General features: G+C 35.4%; 13 protein-coding genes. All 13 read right to left on the bottom strand.

Features of this window, described 5'->3' with window-relative positions:
- Window positions 1-9: 9 nt before the first annotated feature.
- Window positions 10-1,551 carry an AAA family ATPase gene (locus GH741_RS02675; RefSeq protein WP_153735219.1) on the bottom strand — a complete coding sequence of 514 codons (1,542 nt, stop codon included), beginning with the start codon at window positions 1,549-1,551 and terminating at the stop codon, window positions 10-12.
- Between the two features lie 1,707 nt (window positions 1,552-3,258).
- A complete protein-coding gene (locus tag GH741_RS02670; protein WP_153735218.1) occupies window positions 3,259-5,988 on the bottom strand; it encodes an AAA domain-containing protein in 2,730 nt (909 codons plus the stop codon).
- 120 nt (window positions 5,989-6,108) lie between these two features.
- Window positions 6,109-7,002, bottom strand: a complete 894-nt coding sequence (locus GH741_RS02665; protein WP_153735217.1) for a glycerol kinase — start codon at window positions 7,000-7,002, stop codon at window positions 6,109-6,111.
- A gap of 358 nt (window positions 7,003-7,360) precedes the next feature.
- Window positions 7,361-7,483 carry an LrgB family protein gene (locus GH741_RS21840; RefSeq protein WP_153735555.1) on the bottom strand — a complete coding sequence of 41 codons (123 nt, stop codon included), beginning with the start codon at window positions 7,481-7,483 and terminating at the stop codon, window positions 7,361-7,363.
- Window positions 7,484-7,501: 18 nt separating this feature from the next.
- The gene (locus GH741_RS02655) at window positions 7,502-8,362 is read right to left on the bottom strand and encodes an exonuclease/endonuclease/phosphatase family protein (RefSeq protein ID WP_153735216.1); all 861 of its coding nucleotides are present in this window, start codon (window positions 8,360-8,362) and stop codon (window positions 7,502-7,504) included.
- Window positions 8,363-8,605: 243 nt separating this feature from the next.
- Window positions 8,606-9,019 carry a hypothetical protein gene (locus tag GH741_RS02650; protein WP_153735215.1) on the bottom strand — a complete coding sequence of 138 codons (414 nt, stop codon included), beginning with the start codon at window positions 9,017-9,019 and terminating at the stop codon, window positions 8,606-8,608.
- A gap of 357 nt (window positions 9,020-9,376) precedes the next feature.
- Complete coding sequence (gene melA / locus GH741_RS02645; RefSeq protein ID WP_153735214.1) at window positions 9,377-10,675, bottom strand: alpha-glucosidase/alpha-galactosidase; 1,299 nt, start codon at window positions 10,673-10,675, stop codon at window positions 9,377-9,379.
- Window positions 10,676-10,801: 126 nt separating this feature from the next.
- Window positions 10,802-11,686, bottom strand: coding sequence for an AraC family transcriptional regulator (locus tag GH741_RS02640; RefSeq protein ID WP_153735213.1), 885 nt, complete (start codon window positions 11,684-11,686; stop codon window positions 10,802-10,804).
- 238 nt (window positions 11,687-11,924) lie between these two features.
- Window positions 11,925-12,617 (bottom strand): LrgB family protein, encoded by a 693-nt coding sequence (locus GH741_RS02635; RefSeq protein ID WP_338079209.1) that lies wholly within the window; start codon window positions 12,615-12,617, stop codon window positions 11,925-11,927.
- Window positions 12,610-12,963, bottom strand: coding sequence for a CidA/LrgA family protein (locus GH741_RS02630; RefSeq protein WP_153735553.1), 354 nt, complete (start codon window positions 12,961-12,963; stop codon window positions 12,610-12,612). Before GH741_RS02630 ends, GH741_RS02635 begins: the two co-directional genes overlap by 8 nt.
- A 331-nt stretch (window positions 12,964-13,294) precedes the next feature.
- Complete coding sequence (locus GH741_RS02625; RefSeq protein ID WP_153735212.1) at window positions 13,295-15,139, bottom strand: MGH1-like glycoside hydrolase domain-containing protein; 1,845 nt, start codon at window positions 15,137-15,139, stop codon at window positions 13,295-13,297.
- 166 nt (window positions 15,140-15,305) lie between these two features.
- Complete coding sequence (locus tag GH741_RS02620) at window positions 15,306-16,184, bottom strand: DUF6807 domain-containing protein (RefSeq protein WP_153735211.1); 879 nt, start codon at window positions 16,182-16,184, stop codon at window positions 15,306-15,308.
- A gap of 27 nt (window positions 16,185-16,211) precedes the next feature.
- Window positions 16,212-17,258, bottom strand: coding sequence for a Gfo/Idh/MocA family protein (locus GH741_RS02615; protein WP_153735210.1), 1,047 nt, complete (start codon window positions 17,256-17,258; stop codon window positions 16,212-16,214).
- Window positions 17,259-17,445 lie beyond the last annotated feature (187 nt).

The raw sequence follows: 17,445 nt of genomic DNA, 5'->3' as shown, positions 1-17,445 counted from the left end.
CAAAAACACCTACTCTTCATCAACGTTCGTAGATCCAACGACTGACTTAGACGTTACATCTCTACCAAAGATTGCTTCTCCAACTTTTTCAAATTCCTCACACACCGAAGAATATTTAGAGTAGTCTTTACATCCCTCAAATAATATATGTTTATACTGCTTTCCAAATTCTTCGTAAAGATACATTAATACCTTGCTCTTAAATGCATTAATAAACGCTTTGTTATTATCTACTAAATAGCTACCTTTAGCTGTTCTTATTACATCTTTTGCCAAGAAGTAAGGCCCTAATAATTTATCCTCATTTACCCTACATTCATTGGATAACTTATCATTAATTGCCATTCTTAAATTATTCCAATTTACTTCATGTTTATCTACACCTAATTTGACTGTAACATCTTTTATTTTTTCTGCATTTTCATTAATTCCAACATATTCAAAGTTCCATCTACGTTTGAACGCGGTATCCATCGGAAATACACCTTGGTCGGCACTATTCATCGTTGCCCAAATATACATATTTTTTGGTATTCTAATTCGGGTAAACTGTGATTCTTCCCCGTTAAATTCTGCAGCTAAATAGACTCTCATATCTTCACTTGTTTCAATCACATATTCACTTTCCCCATCTTTTCGATCTAACAATTGGAATACATCTCCAAACACAGCAGCTACATTTGCTCTATTAATTTCTTCAATGAGTAATAAATAGGACTTTGAATCGTTCTCTTTTAAACTTCTTATCGCTTTAACATAAGTTCTCATAAAAGGACCAGGAACATATTTATAGGTAATGGTTTGCGCATCCGTAACTTCCCCATTTTGGTTAACCATTTCCTTGGTTGGTACTGGTTTATATGTTCCTACAAACTGTGCGTAAGAGTAATTAGGATGAAACGTAACTCTTTCAAAATTATCACCGAAAACTGCTTTATCTTCTTCTAATGTAAAACTTTTACCTGTTCCTGGTGCTCCAAAAACAATTCTATTGTGAGGTAATTTTTTAAGGTAATCTTCAGTTGGTTCTTTCACACCGTCTTCTGCCTTTAATTGCTTATACTCCACACTGCTTGATACCCCGTTAAACATCACATCCAGTGTTAATACCTTATTGGTAACATCTATATGTAACAGTAATTTATTCCCCGCTAAGTTTTTATCATATAATTTAACAAACCAACTATACGCTTCCTTATCCAGCTTATTATAAACTACTTTATATAACTGGAATTTGTTATTAGAGGAACCTAAAGACCCAATAAATTTATTTTTTTCATTGTTATATTCTTCTCCAATTAACCAAATGACACCTAGACCTAATCTAAAACTATACTCCTCTGTTAGTACATATGCAGCACCATTTTCACTTTTTTTCACATAGTCGATGTCCTGGTCTTGCTTTAGTACATTCTTGTTTATTGCTTCTTCAAGAAAATCGGAAGGTAAATTGTATGACGACTGTCCCCCTCCACCTGGTTTAATCATATTATCATCTTTACTAATATAATACTTTGCTTCTGATCTACTAATTAATTTCGTAAACTCCATATTCGAGTCTCCTTATAATATGTCTAAATTCATCCCATAGCCAAGTATACCCGTAAAACATGCTTGAAGTATATACTTTTAGCTTCAAAGCGTCAAATAGCCATAAGTTATATGAAAATAAGCTTTTCACACCCGTAAATTGTCTGTTTCACCTTCCCCTCCTTTGCCCGCACCTCCTCCACCATAAACCTCTCATTTAAGTGAAAATTCCTTAAGAATTTACTTGCTAAGCTATTGCTATCAGAGATTCTCCTAATCGATTTTAATTTATGTACATCCTCTGACCCGTAAATATTTAATAGACTTGTTGTTCGGATGTAAAATGAGCAATACCTAGCTATAACGGACCAACCATACCAACTGGAAGTTAAACTTGAAAATAAGACTTCTGACTATTTTGCATCTTTTCTTAAATCCATGATTATTCTCCTTTTTCGATTATTGTATTTCGTAAGTGAAAATGGAGCCCAAAGAGGCCCGGAGTCCTAAAATCGATAGAATATGAATGAGTTGAAATTTTTTTCTCCTGTTATATATACTCTTTCCTTTTCTATAACCCCTTGTAACACTACTAAAGTGGGTCGGTCTGTTACATTTATAACCGATTGAAGAAATCCATCTTATCTTTAATTGGTCCTTTCATAGATATATTCCAGCTAATAACTCTTAATTGATCCAAATAGGCACCTCCAATTAAAGGAATAAGTACCAAGTATTGATGAACGACGCTTTTATCTTTCTTTTTCCGATTCTAATATTCTCGGTTTATTCTAGACTATTTTATCCTGTGCTATTACTTTTGTTTAATATTTAACAAATTTCCAGAAAACAAAACTTTAAAAATCCAGCATGTGATTGATGGTTACTGCTTTTCAATTTTCAAATATATTAACGATGTTACCCTTGATTATCTCAGTATTACTTAAATCTTCATTTAACTAAAATCACTCCATCCTTATATTTGTATGGGAGGAAAACAATATGCAATGGATCAAAGATAGAAGAATGGAACTACAAAGAATTATTGACAGTATTAATAGTTTAATAATCATAGATAGTACCTAGTATTAATTACTGCTATACAAACTTTGAATATTTTTTTGAATACCGAAGTTTAAATAGTTAAATGTAATCATAACCTAAACAGAAAATGTTATTTATTGTAACAAAGGTACACTTAGTCATTATTCGCCATAATTCAACACTTCCCTGTAATTATATACGTGAGTATTTTAATTTTCTTAGTTATTTAGCAAGAAATACTAAGGGTCAGATACCATATCGCAAACGGTATCTGACCCTGAAATCACTATTATTAAATTATTACTGACATTTATTACTTTTAAGGCATCTAAGTTTGTACCTGCCATCCTCATCCTTTGTCAAAAATATTACCCAATGCGACTAACCCAGTTGAATACTGATAAGCCTCTACTGTAAGATTAAAAGTATGATAGTTTTTGACGCATACCTTCAAATATCTTCATTAGATTTAATATCATTTTTTTGCACTTCTCACTACTAACAACTTAGTTCAATGTTATATAGTCCAGATAAAACTCTTAAATTGAAATAATTACTACTAATTCTACTCCTGCATACCCATAATTATGTGGCGGTGCTTTCGTTTCTAACTCATCTATTACTACCAAACTAATACATCCAAGCATGGAAGCACACAAAACCATCCCCTACTTCATCTAACTTTTACAATCCTAGCAATTCCTCTAATTTATTTCTTAACCTTTGTTCTTCTCCACTCTCAGTGGTTTTCATTCGAATAATTGGGATACCGTATTTGTTTAAAATCCTATCTTTCATCTCATCCCGCTTAAGCTGGACTGGATTATCTGCGTGATATGCATGGCCGTCCACTTCAACTACTAAAACAGGCATTTTATCCAATTTACTAAAAATGACGAAATCTGTGTGGGTTAAAATGTTCATCGCATACTTTCGATCTTCCTCACTAAGTTTAACTGGATCCTTAATCAGCATTCTTAGAGGCTGATGTAGAAGATGGTCAAGACTTTGGAATACTGACTCGCCAAGTACTTTTTCTATCACGGCATTCATCAGGTTTTCCGAATGATACGTAGATACTTGCTTACTATTTTTCATTACTTCTAGTAATTTTTCCGAATAACTACTATAAAGTAGGTCAAACACCGAGTACACGCTACTCTCAATTACTTCAAAATTGTTATAGTTAATATATCTTACTAAATCACCAATATTTGTCCCTTGCCAATTTTCACTGCCCTCAGCTACTACAACAACAAGCTTATCTACTGCACGCGAGACAGCTACATTAATAAGGTTGGGATCATCAACAAAGTCATTTGCTTCAACCCTATTCGCAACAGTAGTGATAATAATAATTTCTTTTTCCCGGCCTTGGTACTTATGAACAGTATCTGCCTCTAAATCTTGATTTCCTATCGTCTTCTGGAGTTCGTCTGCCTGTAAGCGGTACGGCGAAATAATTCCTACCGATTGTTTACCAGCATTAATTTTTTGTTCAGGAATAATCTCTTCAAAGACAGCATCTATTTGTCTTTGATTAAACTTCCCTCTGGCATGATTTCCTCTAGTGGTCTTATATAGAATCAGTGGTTTATCTTCTTCGTTTTCATCTGTTAGGACAATAAGCTCGTTGTTGTAGAATTTTTGATTGCAAAAACCAATAATTTTAGGATGACATCGGTAGTGTTCTCGCAAAAGTGTTTTGGGAATATCCTCATACAAGCTTATTATAGAAGATAGTAAGCTATGATCTGAATAATGATAAGCTTGGTCTAATTCGAAAGACTCATAGATTCCATTGGCAATAGTTGCAACCTCTGTTGGCACTACATTGGGAAGCTGTTTTAAGTCGCCAACAATGACTGCATTTTTAGCGCATGACAACGCCAAGGCACCTGTTACTATATCGACTTGTGAAGCTTCATCAATTAATACATAATCAAACAGATAATTTATAGCAGCACAATTCCGCAACGAGTGAGTCGTACTTAGGATGACAGGATATTCCTTTATAAAACGGTCGAAATCCTTCCAAAGAACATCATTATTAAATGCAGTCCTATTTCCACCACTATCATACCGATTTACTAATTTAGCCTTAAACAACCTCATAGATTCGAAGCTATAGTTTTCCATTGCCTTATCAAAGTTGAAGTTCTCCAGTTTCTTGTCTAACTCTCCAATTTGTTTTTGGAGTTCGTTCATTTTTGCATCATAATAGGTTTTCTGTAAGTAAGAAACAATGATTTCAGGTGGATACTTATAAATCTTAAAACTATATATTCCGTAAACAAAAAGGTTATATAATTTATTTCTTAAAGTAACTTTTCCTCTTTCAACAGCTCGTTTATACTCCATTAGTACTTTTAATATCCGATCAGCTTTAAATGAAAAAAAGGTACCCATTTGCAGATCTTCAAATTTAGAATCAGAATAGTAGTTATTAAAATACTTATTCTCTGTTTTAATCTCAGATAATTCATGTTTTAGTAAAGCCGATTCATTTTTATATTCAAGCATTTTATCTAATTCATGTCGTGATGAACTTAGGTTATTTTTTATAGACTCGGCATCTGATTCAGATAGTGTCCAGCTATCCATGTTTGGATAGTTTTCATTTTGTTCAGCAAAGAACTTTGCTTTGTTTTCATTATTACCTAAATAAGCTGCCATAAAATCAACTTCATACTTCTGCAATTTTTCTAAAACGTTAGCTGTTGCTGAGTTATTATTAGACACAATGGCAACTGTTTTCCCCTGTATGACTGCATTTGAAATGATATTCAGGATCGTCTGGGTTTTCCCTGTACCTGGTGGTCCTTCGATGACACTCATTTGTTCGAGCATTGCTTTCTCGGCTGCTGCTTTTTGACTTAAATTGAATCCAAATGGAAAAATAACCTGTGATTGCTTCGTTTCCCTTCGTAAAGGTTTTCTCTCTAAATAGGCTGATAAAACGCTTCTTGGACTAATATTAGTGATCATACTATACTGCTTACCCAAGAAGCTACGATCACCCTCGAGCTTAATACTTACCTGATCGGCAAGTCTTTTTAAGTATTCAAAGCAGTTATGAGCATTCTGATTGGTTAAACACGTTTCTTCAATCACAATGCTCAAGTTAGGATACAATCTTTTATATCCAGTCTTAAACATGAGCTTCGTATGCTGACCAAAGTCTAGTATTCTAATAACCCCAGATATGGGTATATTCTTTTCATACACCACGCTAGTTGTTGGATCTATTAATTTAGGATTTTTAAACCAATCCACATTTTGATAATTGTATTGATACACCTTACTATTATTATGATATTTGATTGTCCATTTCTTTTGTTCGTATTCACAGGACTGTATTTGTTCCGTCTTATCCTCTTTTTTAACCAGAATTAGATGTTCTTCAATATTCAAGGGGTAAGCCACCTCATTAAAATCCTAAATTGTACTACTCATTTGTATTTGCTATTGTAAGAGTTATAGTTCTATAGTAGTTTTTTAAAACACTCTTCGATAATACAGTGAAAGGATTAATTAGTATGCCTGTATTCCAAACTTTAACAACTTCTTAGGCAAAATATCGTCTAGATTCTGGATGTCAGCATCTTGTAACTCTATTAGGTTGAACCCATATTTTTCATATATTCTTAATTTCTCTTGCTTTCTTGCTGCATATTTCGGTTCATCTTCTAGACCCCAGTACTCGATATACACTTTTCCAACAGGTAAATAAAAATCGGTATAAACATCTTCTTCTATTGGTAACTTTCTTTCATATGCATGTACAATTTCAGACATATATAACCAATTGTCTATAAGCATTTCCGCTCTAGAGCGTACATAATGACCATCAGCCGATCTATGTTTAGCTACAAACTTTTCTCTAAAACCTAAAGAACTACTTTGATCTGACTCTAAGTTCTCTTCTGGGCCATTTCCTTGCAGTTCATTCATTGTTTCTACTAAACGTTTATTTTGCAAAATGCCCTCTGGCCAGTTAACATATGGTACCCCAGTTCGGTCATATTCAAGCTGCTTACCACCAATACTTAGTCCAAGCTTTGTTACTGTCCAACCTTTTACATTTTTTTGAACAAAACCTAACTCCGACAAAATGGGATTCATTTTAAATTTGGATACACCAAAGTGATTACTTAATGCTGTAGCATTTATAAGTGTCTCATTAGTTTTGTTAAACATATTGTTATTCTTAATGGTTTCGTCCCAAGCTATGTATTCGCCAATTCTAGGATGTTTTTTTATTGTTCCGCCTATTTTCCTGCCATTATCAGTCAGCACCCAGTTTTCCTCAACTCTATTAATCAATCCATTAGCAAGGAATATCTGAAATACTTCCTTGACGTTCATTTTTAGTTCTTTTGATAGTGCTGTAGTTGAAATATATTTAACTTTATTAGATGTACTCATCGTTTAACCCCCAGTTGTATAAAATTTCCTATTTATATAGTACTTCTTATTAGAATCTCAAACAACAGTTTGAAGGGTATTGGTGATTAATAGGGACTTTTGTCATGTCATGCCTTGGTAGTTTGCGAACTTACTCACTTTCCACTTAATTCAAGTTTCATCAAAAAAAGTGTCAGGGCTCTAACATAGACTACTGTCTACTAAGCTCCTGACATTTACAATTACGTGAATTATGGTTTATAGTTTTTCCTAATTGTTTGTCCTGAGCCTAACTCAGAAAAGCTACTACTATTGGAGCCAATACCGATACAGTAATAGCACTAATAGTCATAGCCACCGTACTAATTACCGCTTCTTGTTAACTATCATCCACCATTTGGGCGGTTCCGATTGCATGTGATGAGCTGCCCATTCCAACTCCTCTAGCAATTGGGTGGGTGATCTTTAACCAAACAGTTAAGAACTGTTGATTAAGGACCAGACAATTTGTTATCCAATCTTAGCACCTAATTTCATAATCCGTAACAACCATTGCATGGTCACTACCTGCCTTTAAAGATTCATCTAATCTATATTGAACGTTTTTCACATTAAAATTACTTGAATTAAAAATGTAATCGTAACGTTTGTGGTATTTCTTATTTATAATGTGTGAGGTAGTTAGAGGAATGTACTTTAGAGTCTTTTCATCTTGTGCAGCCTGTTGCTTGTCTTTAATTTCATTAAACACATCCATGTTTTCTACTAACCATGTTCTATATGAATCTCTCATGTTATGTAAAGGGTTAGAACTCATAATCAGTGCTGCACCCATCCCTTTATCACCAGCCTGATTAAAAAATTTCACTTTCTCTATGTCATAGTGATCCACTGCAGGCTCATTTGCATCAAAACAGCAGATCATTGGAATATCTCTATGCAGATGTAAATATTCAGCTATTCCAACATATTGAGTAGTTTTCGCCTTTTTATAACCAACACCAGTAAGTGAGTGAAAGCATATTAATTTAAATGTAAAATTATCAATTGTTATATCAGTATATAGAGTCCTATCAGGAAAAGGAGTACGTTGAATGACCCCAGGATTACTAGCCTCGGAATTACTTGTTACACCAATCATGCAACCTAACTTGCGGTTTCTTGTATCAAAGGGGCCTGGAGTCCTAAAGTCGATAGAATAGGAATGAGTTGAAAATATTTTTTCCTCTGTTATATATGCTCTGTCCTTTTCTATAACCTCTTGTAACGCTACTAGTGTTGGTCCATCTGTCTCATTTATAACTGACTGCAACAAGTCCATCTTATCTTTAATTGGTCCTCTTAAAGATATATTCCAGCTAATAATTCTTAATTGATCCAAAAAAACACCTCCAATTGATAGGAACAATTACCAAGTATTGATGAACGATGCTCCTATTGTCAAAGTTATGTATTACAGTAAATAATACTAGGTACTATCTATGATTTTTAAACAGGTAACTGGTACCCTTTGTAAGAGATATTTCGATTGTCTCTTTACCTAATGATGAGTCAGTGTTAAAAGATTCACCTCTTCTACAACGTTATCAACCAAATCTTCCAGAAAAAAAGAAAACAAATTTCATTATTTGTTCATCACCTTAGAAGCAACTTCATTTACGAAATCTATAAACTCTTTATTGTCAAAACTATATGTAGCAGACATATCCTCATATACTGCTATTCGAACTGAATCAAACGGACTATCTTTTCTTAATCGAATACCCGATACTTGTTCATCCTCTTCTTTTACATTTAATCCAATTCGTTCAATTAATTCATCCAATTCATAACTACCTTCCGGGAAATCTATAGCAACATAGAATCTGAAATCATCTTCAAATGCTTGGCCCCATTTTTTACTTCTTCTTGTCTTTGCCCAGATAACGCCATTTGTTGAATTTAGTGTAAAGCCTGTTTTGTTATTAGTTGTATAGCAACTATTAATACTGTCGATGATTCTTTGTAATTCTAGTCTTCTATCTTTAATCCATTGCATTTTGTTTTCCTCCCATACTAATATGCTAAGTTAAAATCATGAAAAGTGTCATCACTTTGTCCTTATATTGAACAGAAAATGTTATTTACTGTAAAAAAGGTATACTTAGTAGTTATTCGCCGTAATTCAACGTTTTCCTGTAATTTTATACGTGAGTATCTTAGTTTCCTTAGTTATTTAGAAAGAAATACTAAGGGTCAGATACCATCTCGCAAACGGTATCTGACCCTGAATTCACTATTCTTAAATTAATACTGACATTTAGCAATGGTGTTAGGCACCATTGCTAAATATCTTATTACAGTGACTAACACCCAAATACATATCAAACCTAAAAGGTTAGACAAGCTTTTTCACTCAATCATATTTTGGTAACCAATCTCCATGCTCTTCAATTAAAGCATCACATAAAGAGATGATATCATCTATCGATAGTTCTGCTGCTGTATGGGGGTCTAACAATGCCGCTTGATATATTTTACTTTTCTGTTTTGTAACTGCCGCTTCAATCGTTAATAATTGTGTATTAATATTTGTACGATTTAGTGCAGCACACTGTTCTGGTAAATCACCAACATAGGTAGGGGTAATTCCACTTGCGTCTACCAAACATGGAACCTCTACAACTGCATTTTCTGGTAAATTACTAATTAATCGTCCAGCATTCAATACATTTCCGCCAATTTTAAATGGCTTGTTTGTTTCCATCGCTTCGATAATGTAAGATCCATATTCATGTGTACGTTCATGCTGTATGTTTTTATCATGAATAAGATCATCACGCATTTGCTTCCAGCCTTCAATTTGATTAATACAACGACGAGGATATTCATCTAAAGGAATGTTATATTTTTCAATAAGCTCTGGATAGTTACTCTTGATGAAGTATGGATGATATTCTGCATTATGTTCAGAAGATTCCGTTACATAATACCCAAACTTATCCATCAATTCAAAACGAACCATGTCATTATGCTTTTCCTGTTGTTTCTCTTTAGCTCTTTTCCTTATTTCAGGATACAAGTCCTCTCCGTTACGAGTTATTTCTAATAACCATGCCATATGGTTAATACCCGCAATTTTCCACTGGATATTATCTTTTGACATATCCAATGAATCTAGTAAATGATCCGCACAGATTTGAACACTGTGACACAATCCGACAGTCTTAATTCCCTCTTGAAGCATAACATTCGTCAATACTGCCATTGGGTTAGTATAATTCAAAAACCATGCATCTGGACAAACTTCCTTGATATCTCGAGCAAATTCTTGCATAACAGGAATCGTTCTTAAGTTGCGAAATATACCTCCAATTCCTAACGTGTCTGCAATCGTTTGTCGTAAGCCAAATTTTTTCGGCACTTCAAAGTCAGTAATCGTACAAGGATCGTAACCGCCTACTTGAATGGCATTAAACACGTACTTAGCATCACGTAGTGCCTCTTTACGATCATGGTATGTAACTACTTTTACAGTAGAGTTTAAACTTTCCTTCATATTATTTAACATCATCTCTGAATCTTTTAGTCTTTCATGATCGATATCAAATAAAGCAAACTCAAAATCCTGCAATGCATCTACCGTCATGCAATCACCAAGTACATTTTTCGCAAAGACTGTACTTCCTGCACCTAAAAAAGTAATTTTCGGCATAGTTGTATCCTCCTTTAGCACATATAAGGAATATGCTTATATTGTTGTCTTACCAACAATATAAGGGAAGGAATGCGTTTTTACAATCGCAAATAAATTTGAAATAAGTAAAATATTGCTCTTTTTTTAGTCGAGAAACAACTGATTAACAGGCATAAAAGATTGACTATTGCGATACTCACTAGGGTTCACATCTAACACATTTTTAAAAACTTTACTAAAATAATTAGCATTTGTATAACCTAAAGTTCTTGCAACTTCTTCAATGGTTAATTCCTTATTCTGTAATAACTCCAGCGCATGATTCATTCGTATTTTAGTTAGATACTTGATTGGTGTATCCTTAACTGTTCGATGAAATAGCCTAGTGAAATGGTATTTTGACAAACCAGAGACTTCAACCATATCAGTTAATGTTAAATCTTCTTGATAGTGTTGTTCTATAAATTGAATCGTTTTTGCAATGGCGACCGGTAACTTCTCGATCTTATTTTGATCATGCTCAAAATATTGCATACATTCCATTAAAAAAGTGTAAGCGTACCCTGACAATTCATAGGCATGATGAATACCTGTGGTTTGAACCTTATCTAATAAGTGAAGTATATGTTTTACTGGTCTTGCATTTGTATCTAAATCTAAAATATGACCCTGTTTCTCCGTAATCGCACTAAAATAACGAAGTGCTTCTTGACCGTACAAAGTAATAAATATAAATTCCCAATGACTTGAATCATCTGGCAAGTAATAACAATGATCACTAGGGATTTGAACCAAGAAAGCTTGTCCCTTTTTTAAGGTGAATAATTGTTCACCAATCCGAATAGCCCCTTCCCCGTCTAATGTAAACTGAAATACGATTCTACCAGTCTCATTACGTTTTAAACCATCCCATCGATACAACTCATTGGATCTATATTCCTTTCCAATGGAATGAATTCCAGCAACACGTTGTTGATGTTCTCCCTTCAATTTAAACCCATATGTATCATGATTATGTATTCTACTCATAAAAGTGATTCCCCTTATATACAATTAGGACTTCTTTATATCAATTAATGATAAAGCTATATTGCCTCTTTTACCATAAAAAATCGAGGGGACGGTTCTTTTGCTTCTTTTTCAAATACCAAAAAGTGTCAGTCACTAAAATGGACAATTATCTATCCATATATAGTGAATGACACTTTAATTTTTTTTTACGTATGAAAAGAAGCACACGAGAACCGTCCCTATGATTATTCTTGACCTAACTAAGAAAAGCTACTACTATTGGAGCCAATACCGATACAACAATAGCACTAATAGTCATAGCCACCGTACTAATTACCGTTTCTTGTTCACTATCATCCACCATTTGGGCGGTTCCGATTGCATGTGATGAGCTGCCCATTCCAACTCCTCTAGCAATTGGGTGGGTGATCTTTAACAATTTGTAAAGGTTAGTATATAAAATGGAGCCACTCATTCCTGCAATGATAACGAGGATGGAGGTCAGAGTAGGATTGCCTCCGATAGAATCTATTATTTTTATCGCGACCGGTGTGGTCACTGATTTTGGAATTACTGAGTGAATGATTTCTTTATCAAATTTTGCCCAGTATGTAAAAAGTAGGCCACTACTAATTCCAACAATAGATCCGACTATGGTGCCTGCTAGTAGTGAGATAAGATAGGCTTTTAGTATTTTCCGTTGTTTATACAAAGGAACCGCTAATGCTACAACTGCCGGACCAAGTAACTTTTCGATCCATTGACCACCAATGTGATACGTTTCATAAGGAATTTGAAAGGTCACTAATACAAGAACGATCAACATAGAGGAAATCAGAATAGGCAATGTCAATGGATAAGGATACCTTTTATTTATCTTCCTCGCTCCTATATAAACAGCAACGGTACCAACAATCGAGGTTACTGCAATCAAAACTGTATCATTCACGATTCTTCTCCACTCTCCTACCTGTCCACTGACTTACCAATCCAGAAGAGGTCATAACAAGAATGGTACTGAAAATGGTGATAACGATTAACAATAGTCCTTTTCCGGCAAATAAATCAAAATAATTAATGATTCCTACAATAATTGGTAGAAATAAAAGCGGCAAATGCCTCACAAGTAAGCTAGATCCAAGTTCAACCCACTCTTTTTTTACTATTTTCATTGATAACAAGAGAAATAAAAGCAACATCCCGATGATGCTACCTGGAATAGATAAATGAAGTGCTTCTTGAATCCAAGTACCAATTACATAGAAAATATATAGAATACTAATTTGTAATGACAAATAAATGATATACACAATCCACCTCGCTTGCTCTAATAAACAAATTCTCTTCAGTTGAAAGCCAAATGATGACCCTAGGCCAAAGATCCTTTTTCATGGTTCCTAAGGGACTGGACTCCTAAAATTTTATCTGACATCAACTTCCTAATACAATTTCTCTCTGCTTCTACTTCTCAATATTTATCCATACTGCAATAGTAAGCCTCGACATCAAACACTTCTTAATCTGTATACTCACAGTTATAGTCTGCCATACGTTATACTTTGGATGCCAGGGTCGCATCCATTCATTCTAGTTCTGACTTAGAAACCAATGCAATTAATTCAATAACTAATCGGCTTTAATACGTTTCTCCCATCCCTCAAGGTATCCTTCTTCTATTAATGAAATGAACCCTAGTAAGGAGCCCCAATGGTAATATCTATCACTAGATGTCTGGTCACATCCCTCACCAGTATCAGCATTATAGTTTTCGTGGATATGCCCATGAGCATTCCATTCTTTTAACAATAAAGCTTTTGATCTTGCTACTAAATCTTTCTGAGCATCCGGAAGGTCATAGTTTCTTAATCCTAAATAGACAAGAAAGTTCATTGGTGCCCAGATTCTACCTCGCCAATATTCTTGATCAGGATAAGCTTCATCATTTCTAGCAATCGATGGCATGATCCATTCACCATAAAATTCATCTGGATTGTAGAAATGTTCATCAACCATCCGGCGTGCTTGTTCCTGGCTAGCCACATTTCCTAGTAATGCATAAAAATTCGTTGGCGAAATACGTTTACTAAATTCACCGCTGTCCGTTAGCTTATTATAATAAAATCCTTCACTCTCACTCCAAAGTTCGCTCATATTTCCCTTAAGAGATTCTGCTCTACTGATTAATAAATCTTTCTCTTCTGTTTTACCTAAAACCTCACATATTTCCGCTAGCGTCTGACAATCCATAATATATAGACCGTTTAAACCAACATCGTGTAATTTCATCATGTGTGTTTCCGAATCAAATGGAATATCATCATACATAGGAGAATTATCTAAACCAGATTCTAGTGCTCCACCAAACGTGTCATTTACTCCAGCTGTCTCCCAGTAATTATCAAACTTTGGTTCATACGGTGTCGAACCCCATGATAAAAGGTTCCCATTCAATCGGTTCTCGTAAAACCAATTGTTCCACCCTAGCAGGTCGTCGACAACCTCATCTAGTAACCACTTGTCACCAAACTTCCGATATAGTTCATGAATAATTAGTGATCCTACTGGTGGTTGAGAACGATCATAGCTTTTAAATCCGTTCCCCCAAGCACAGTTTGGTACAAATCCAGCTTCAGTCTTTTCCTTAGTAATTTCAATTGCATTCGCATAAGCTAGCGCCTTGTTATCGATTGATGCCATATAAGCCGCAAAATAATTATCCCAACAAAATAAAGCATATCCACCATGGGTACAATTCCAAATACGGGTTACAGGTGTCACCACTCGGTCATGAGACGGGTCGTAAATCGTATCCCAAGCGATACATGTCTGCATAGCTTCATATACCTCTTGTAATTCTCCATACTTTGATTTTTGTTCTTGCTGTTTTTGCTTTTGATCGGCTATCACGTTCTGGATTTCTTCTATGCTTCTGTTCTTACCTGTCGAAAAGCCAACTTTAGAATCTAATTTCAAAGCGATGTACGGGGTCTGGGTTTGGACGGTTGGTTCGATAACTTCCTCCCCTGTTGCATATCCTTTTACTGTTCCATTATTCGAAGACCACAGTAAGCTTTCACCTTCACGAGAAACGGTTCCTTCCCTATTCCATAAGATACCTGATTCTATAATTAATGTAGGTGTTTTTATCGTTTGCTTGAAAGGGGTAACTAGCAGCACTAGATCATCATTGATGGTCGCTGACTCCACAACCAGTTCTATACCTTTCCATAAAACTGTTAAACTTGTATAACTGCTATCGTAGGCACGCGAACCTGGGATTACCTTTTCTGCGTTTTCGTCTAATCTTCCTATTAAGGATTCCTTTAAATAATCGCCATCTGAATATTCTTTTATTCCTAAGTTAATCGCGAATCCTTCAGGTAATAATACATGGGAAAGTACACTTCTTGTATTCCATGTATTCCATCCTTTAGCAAGCTCTTTTTTCAACATTTGGTAGTTGTCGACCATAAATCACTACTCCTATCCATCCAATAAAAAAGGCAGGTAATTGTGCAACCTGCCTTTTCATTACTTATTCGGCACTGAGTGTTTTCAATGAAACTGGATCATCTCCAACAATATTTATTGCACCTGTACAATCTAAAACAAAACAATCAACAGTCATAGTAGTATTTTATTTTACTAGTTTTTCACTATTGCAGATTTTCCCCCAAATTTGATTCATGTTTTTTTCTTCTACTTTTCCATCATGGACATAGAACGTGTAGTTTAGTGTCAATGTGTCACCCATTTTCAATTCAAAAGGCTCATCGAATAAGAACGATGCTGATAAAAGCTGCATGTCTTTATAGTCATACGTGAGTTTCGGTGAAGGATGTCGTAAGTTAGTCGGGTGATCAATAATAGATACTCCAGCCCATTGTTCTTCAATGAAACCGTCTAATTTCCCAGAATAATCACACCATTTGAATGACTTTGAATAAGCTTCCTCAGCTGTATATTCACCCAAATCCGTTTTAATTACCGGGCCCAAAAAGTTACGATTTAATCGGCATGACAAACCAGCATATCCACCCCAAGGAGATTGTTCGGTGTACTCTGTTCGATCGAGAGTAACATCAGCTCTAGGAGTAAAAGTCCCTTGCCAGTGGATCAAATATCCTCCAGGTCCTTCTTCTAAACGGACTTCTCTACTTTCCTCTAATACCTTTTGCCCTTCATGAGTTATATAGGAGAGTGTTTGGTTGAACCCAGGTCCATCCTCTTCCACTGGTGCAAAAGAATCTGTTACAATTTTGTTATCTTGACCGTGATATCTTGCCTCCCAAAAGTTCATTCCGTTAATGTACTTCCATGAAAAGAACATTCCCGGGTGCCAGGGATGATCCCATGGACGATATAGGGTAATTGTGTTTCCACCAGTTGTTTTAACCAGGCGAAACGATGGATTTATGTCATCATTTTCGCCATAAACGTATTCCAATACCTTCGATCCGTTTAAATTCACTTCCCAAAAAGCTTTTTCTTCCGTGTACTTTGTTTGAAATCCCATGTGCTGCACCTCACTTCTCTGGCATGATTACAAACCAGTATTTGTTTTTCCTTCATTTTTTAATGGAGTTCCTTTACTTCCTGAAGCATACATTGCTTCTACCAATTCAATTGTTTTTATAATTTCCCGACCATCCGATTCCGGACGCGTTTGACTGTTCACACTATCAATAAAGTGTTTAAGTTGATTTGTCTGAGCATGTTCAACTAGCCCTGGAGCTAAACTTGCGACATCTACGTGTTCATAGCCAGCAGTAGGATCAACAGATCTCGTTTTAGAACGAATCCACAACCCAGATTCACCTTGGTAAGGACCAAAGAACATGGTACCTTCTTCTCCGTAAACATATAGCATGCCATTGTCAGGTGGGAAAAATGGGGTGAATCCTGTAAAAAGATGTCCTAAAGCTCCATTTGCAAACTTCATTTGACACATCGCCCAGTTCTCCGCTCCGTTTGAGGACCAATCATCAGTGTATAATTGATTCGTATATACCTCTTCCACGTCACCAATAATGAATCGAAGTGCATCCACATTATGTATGGCTAAGCTTGTGATTGCTCCTCCTCCAGCTAGTTCACCATCGTAGATCCAGTTTCCTTTAGGAAATGCATCTCTAAAGTTGAGTAACCATTCTGTTCGAACTGCTTGGATGTTTCCAAGTTCACCAGCTTCGACAATGGATTTGGCAGCAACACACCAAGGAGTATAACGCCAATTTTGGGCAACCATCAGTGTTACATTATTTTGTTCTGCGGCCTCAATCATCCGCATACACTCTTCACTCGTCCGCGCCATTGGCTTTTCAATCAAAACATGCTTACCAAGGTTAAGGGCACGGACAGTCAAACTCTCATGAAGATGGTGGGGAACTGCCAAGACGACCGCATCCATGTCTGCCTCTGTAAAGAAACGATCAATGTCATTAAATGTATCGCACCGTCCCTCGAATTCTTTTAATTTAGATTCATCTAAATCACATACTGCAGACAATGCAGCTTCTTTGTTATGTGTCAAAATCGCTTTAACATGCTGTTGTCCCGGCCAGCCGAGCCCTACAATACCAAATTTCATAATGATGTCCTCCTGATTTATAGACTAAATTATTTTTTAATGCCAGTTGTCGTGATTCCTTCTAAATGGAAACAGTCTCAACTCCAGAGCAAATGACACAGAAAAACTGAAGGAATTGCTACTTAGATTTGACCTCACCTAATTGGGCTATCATTCTCCCAAGTTAGCAAAATCAGTTAATATTGCT

The sequence above is a fragment of the Aquibacillus halophilus genome (assembly GCF_009649745.1).
In the GTDB taxonomy this organism is placed as follows: Bacteria; Bacillota; Bacilli; order Bacillales; family Amphibacillaceae; genus Aquibacillus; species Aquibacillus halophilus.
The sequence above is the reverse complement of the archived record's forward strand: the minus strand, read 5'-3'. Positions and strand labels throughout refer to the sequence as shown.

Coding starts and splice junctions, on each gene's coding strand:
- GH741_RS02675 (WP_153735219.1), bottom strand. CDS start 1,551: ATGGAGTTTACGAAATTAATTAGTAGATCAGAAGCAAAGTATTATATT.
- GH741_RS02665 (WP_153735217.1), bottom strand. CDS start 7,002: ATGAGTACATCTAATAAAGTTAAATATATTTCAACTACAGCACTATCA.
- GH741_RS02650 (WP_153735215.1), bottom strand. CDS start 9,019: ATGCAATGGATTAAAGATAGAAGACTAGAATTACAAAGAATCATCGAC.
- melA (WP_153735214.1), bottom strand. CDS start 10,675: ATGCCGAAAATTACTTTTTTAGGTGCAGGAAGTACAGTCTTTGCGAAA.
- GH741_RS02640 (WP_153735213.1), bottom strand. CDS start 11,686: ATGAGTAGAATACATAATCATGATACATATGGGTTTAAATTGAAGGGA.
- GH741_RS02625 (WP_153735212.1), bottom strand. CDS start 15,139: ATGGTCGACAACTACCAAATGTTGAAAAAAGAGCTTGCTAAAGGATGG.
- GH741_RS02620 (WP_153735211.1), bottom strand. CDS start 16,184: ATGGGATTTCAAACAAAGTACACGGAAGAAAAAGCTTTTTGGGAAGTG.
- GH741_RS02615 (WP_153735210.1), bottom strand. CDS start 17,258: ATGAAATTTGGTATTGTAGGGCTCGGCTGGCCGGGACAACAGCATGTT.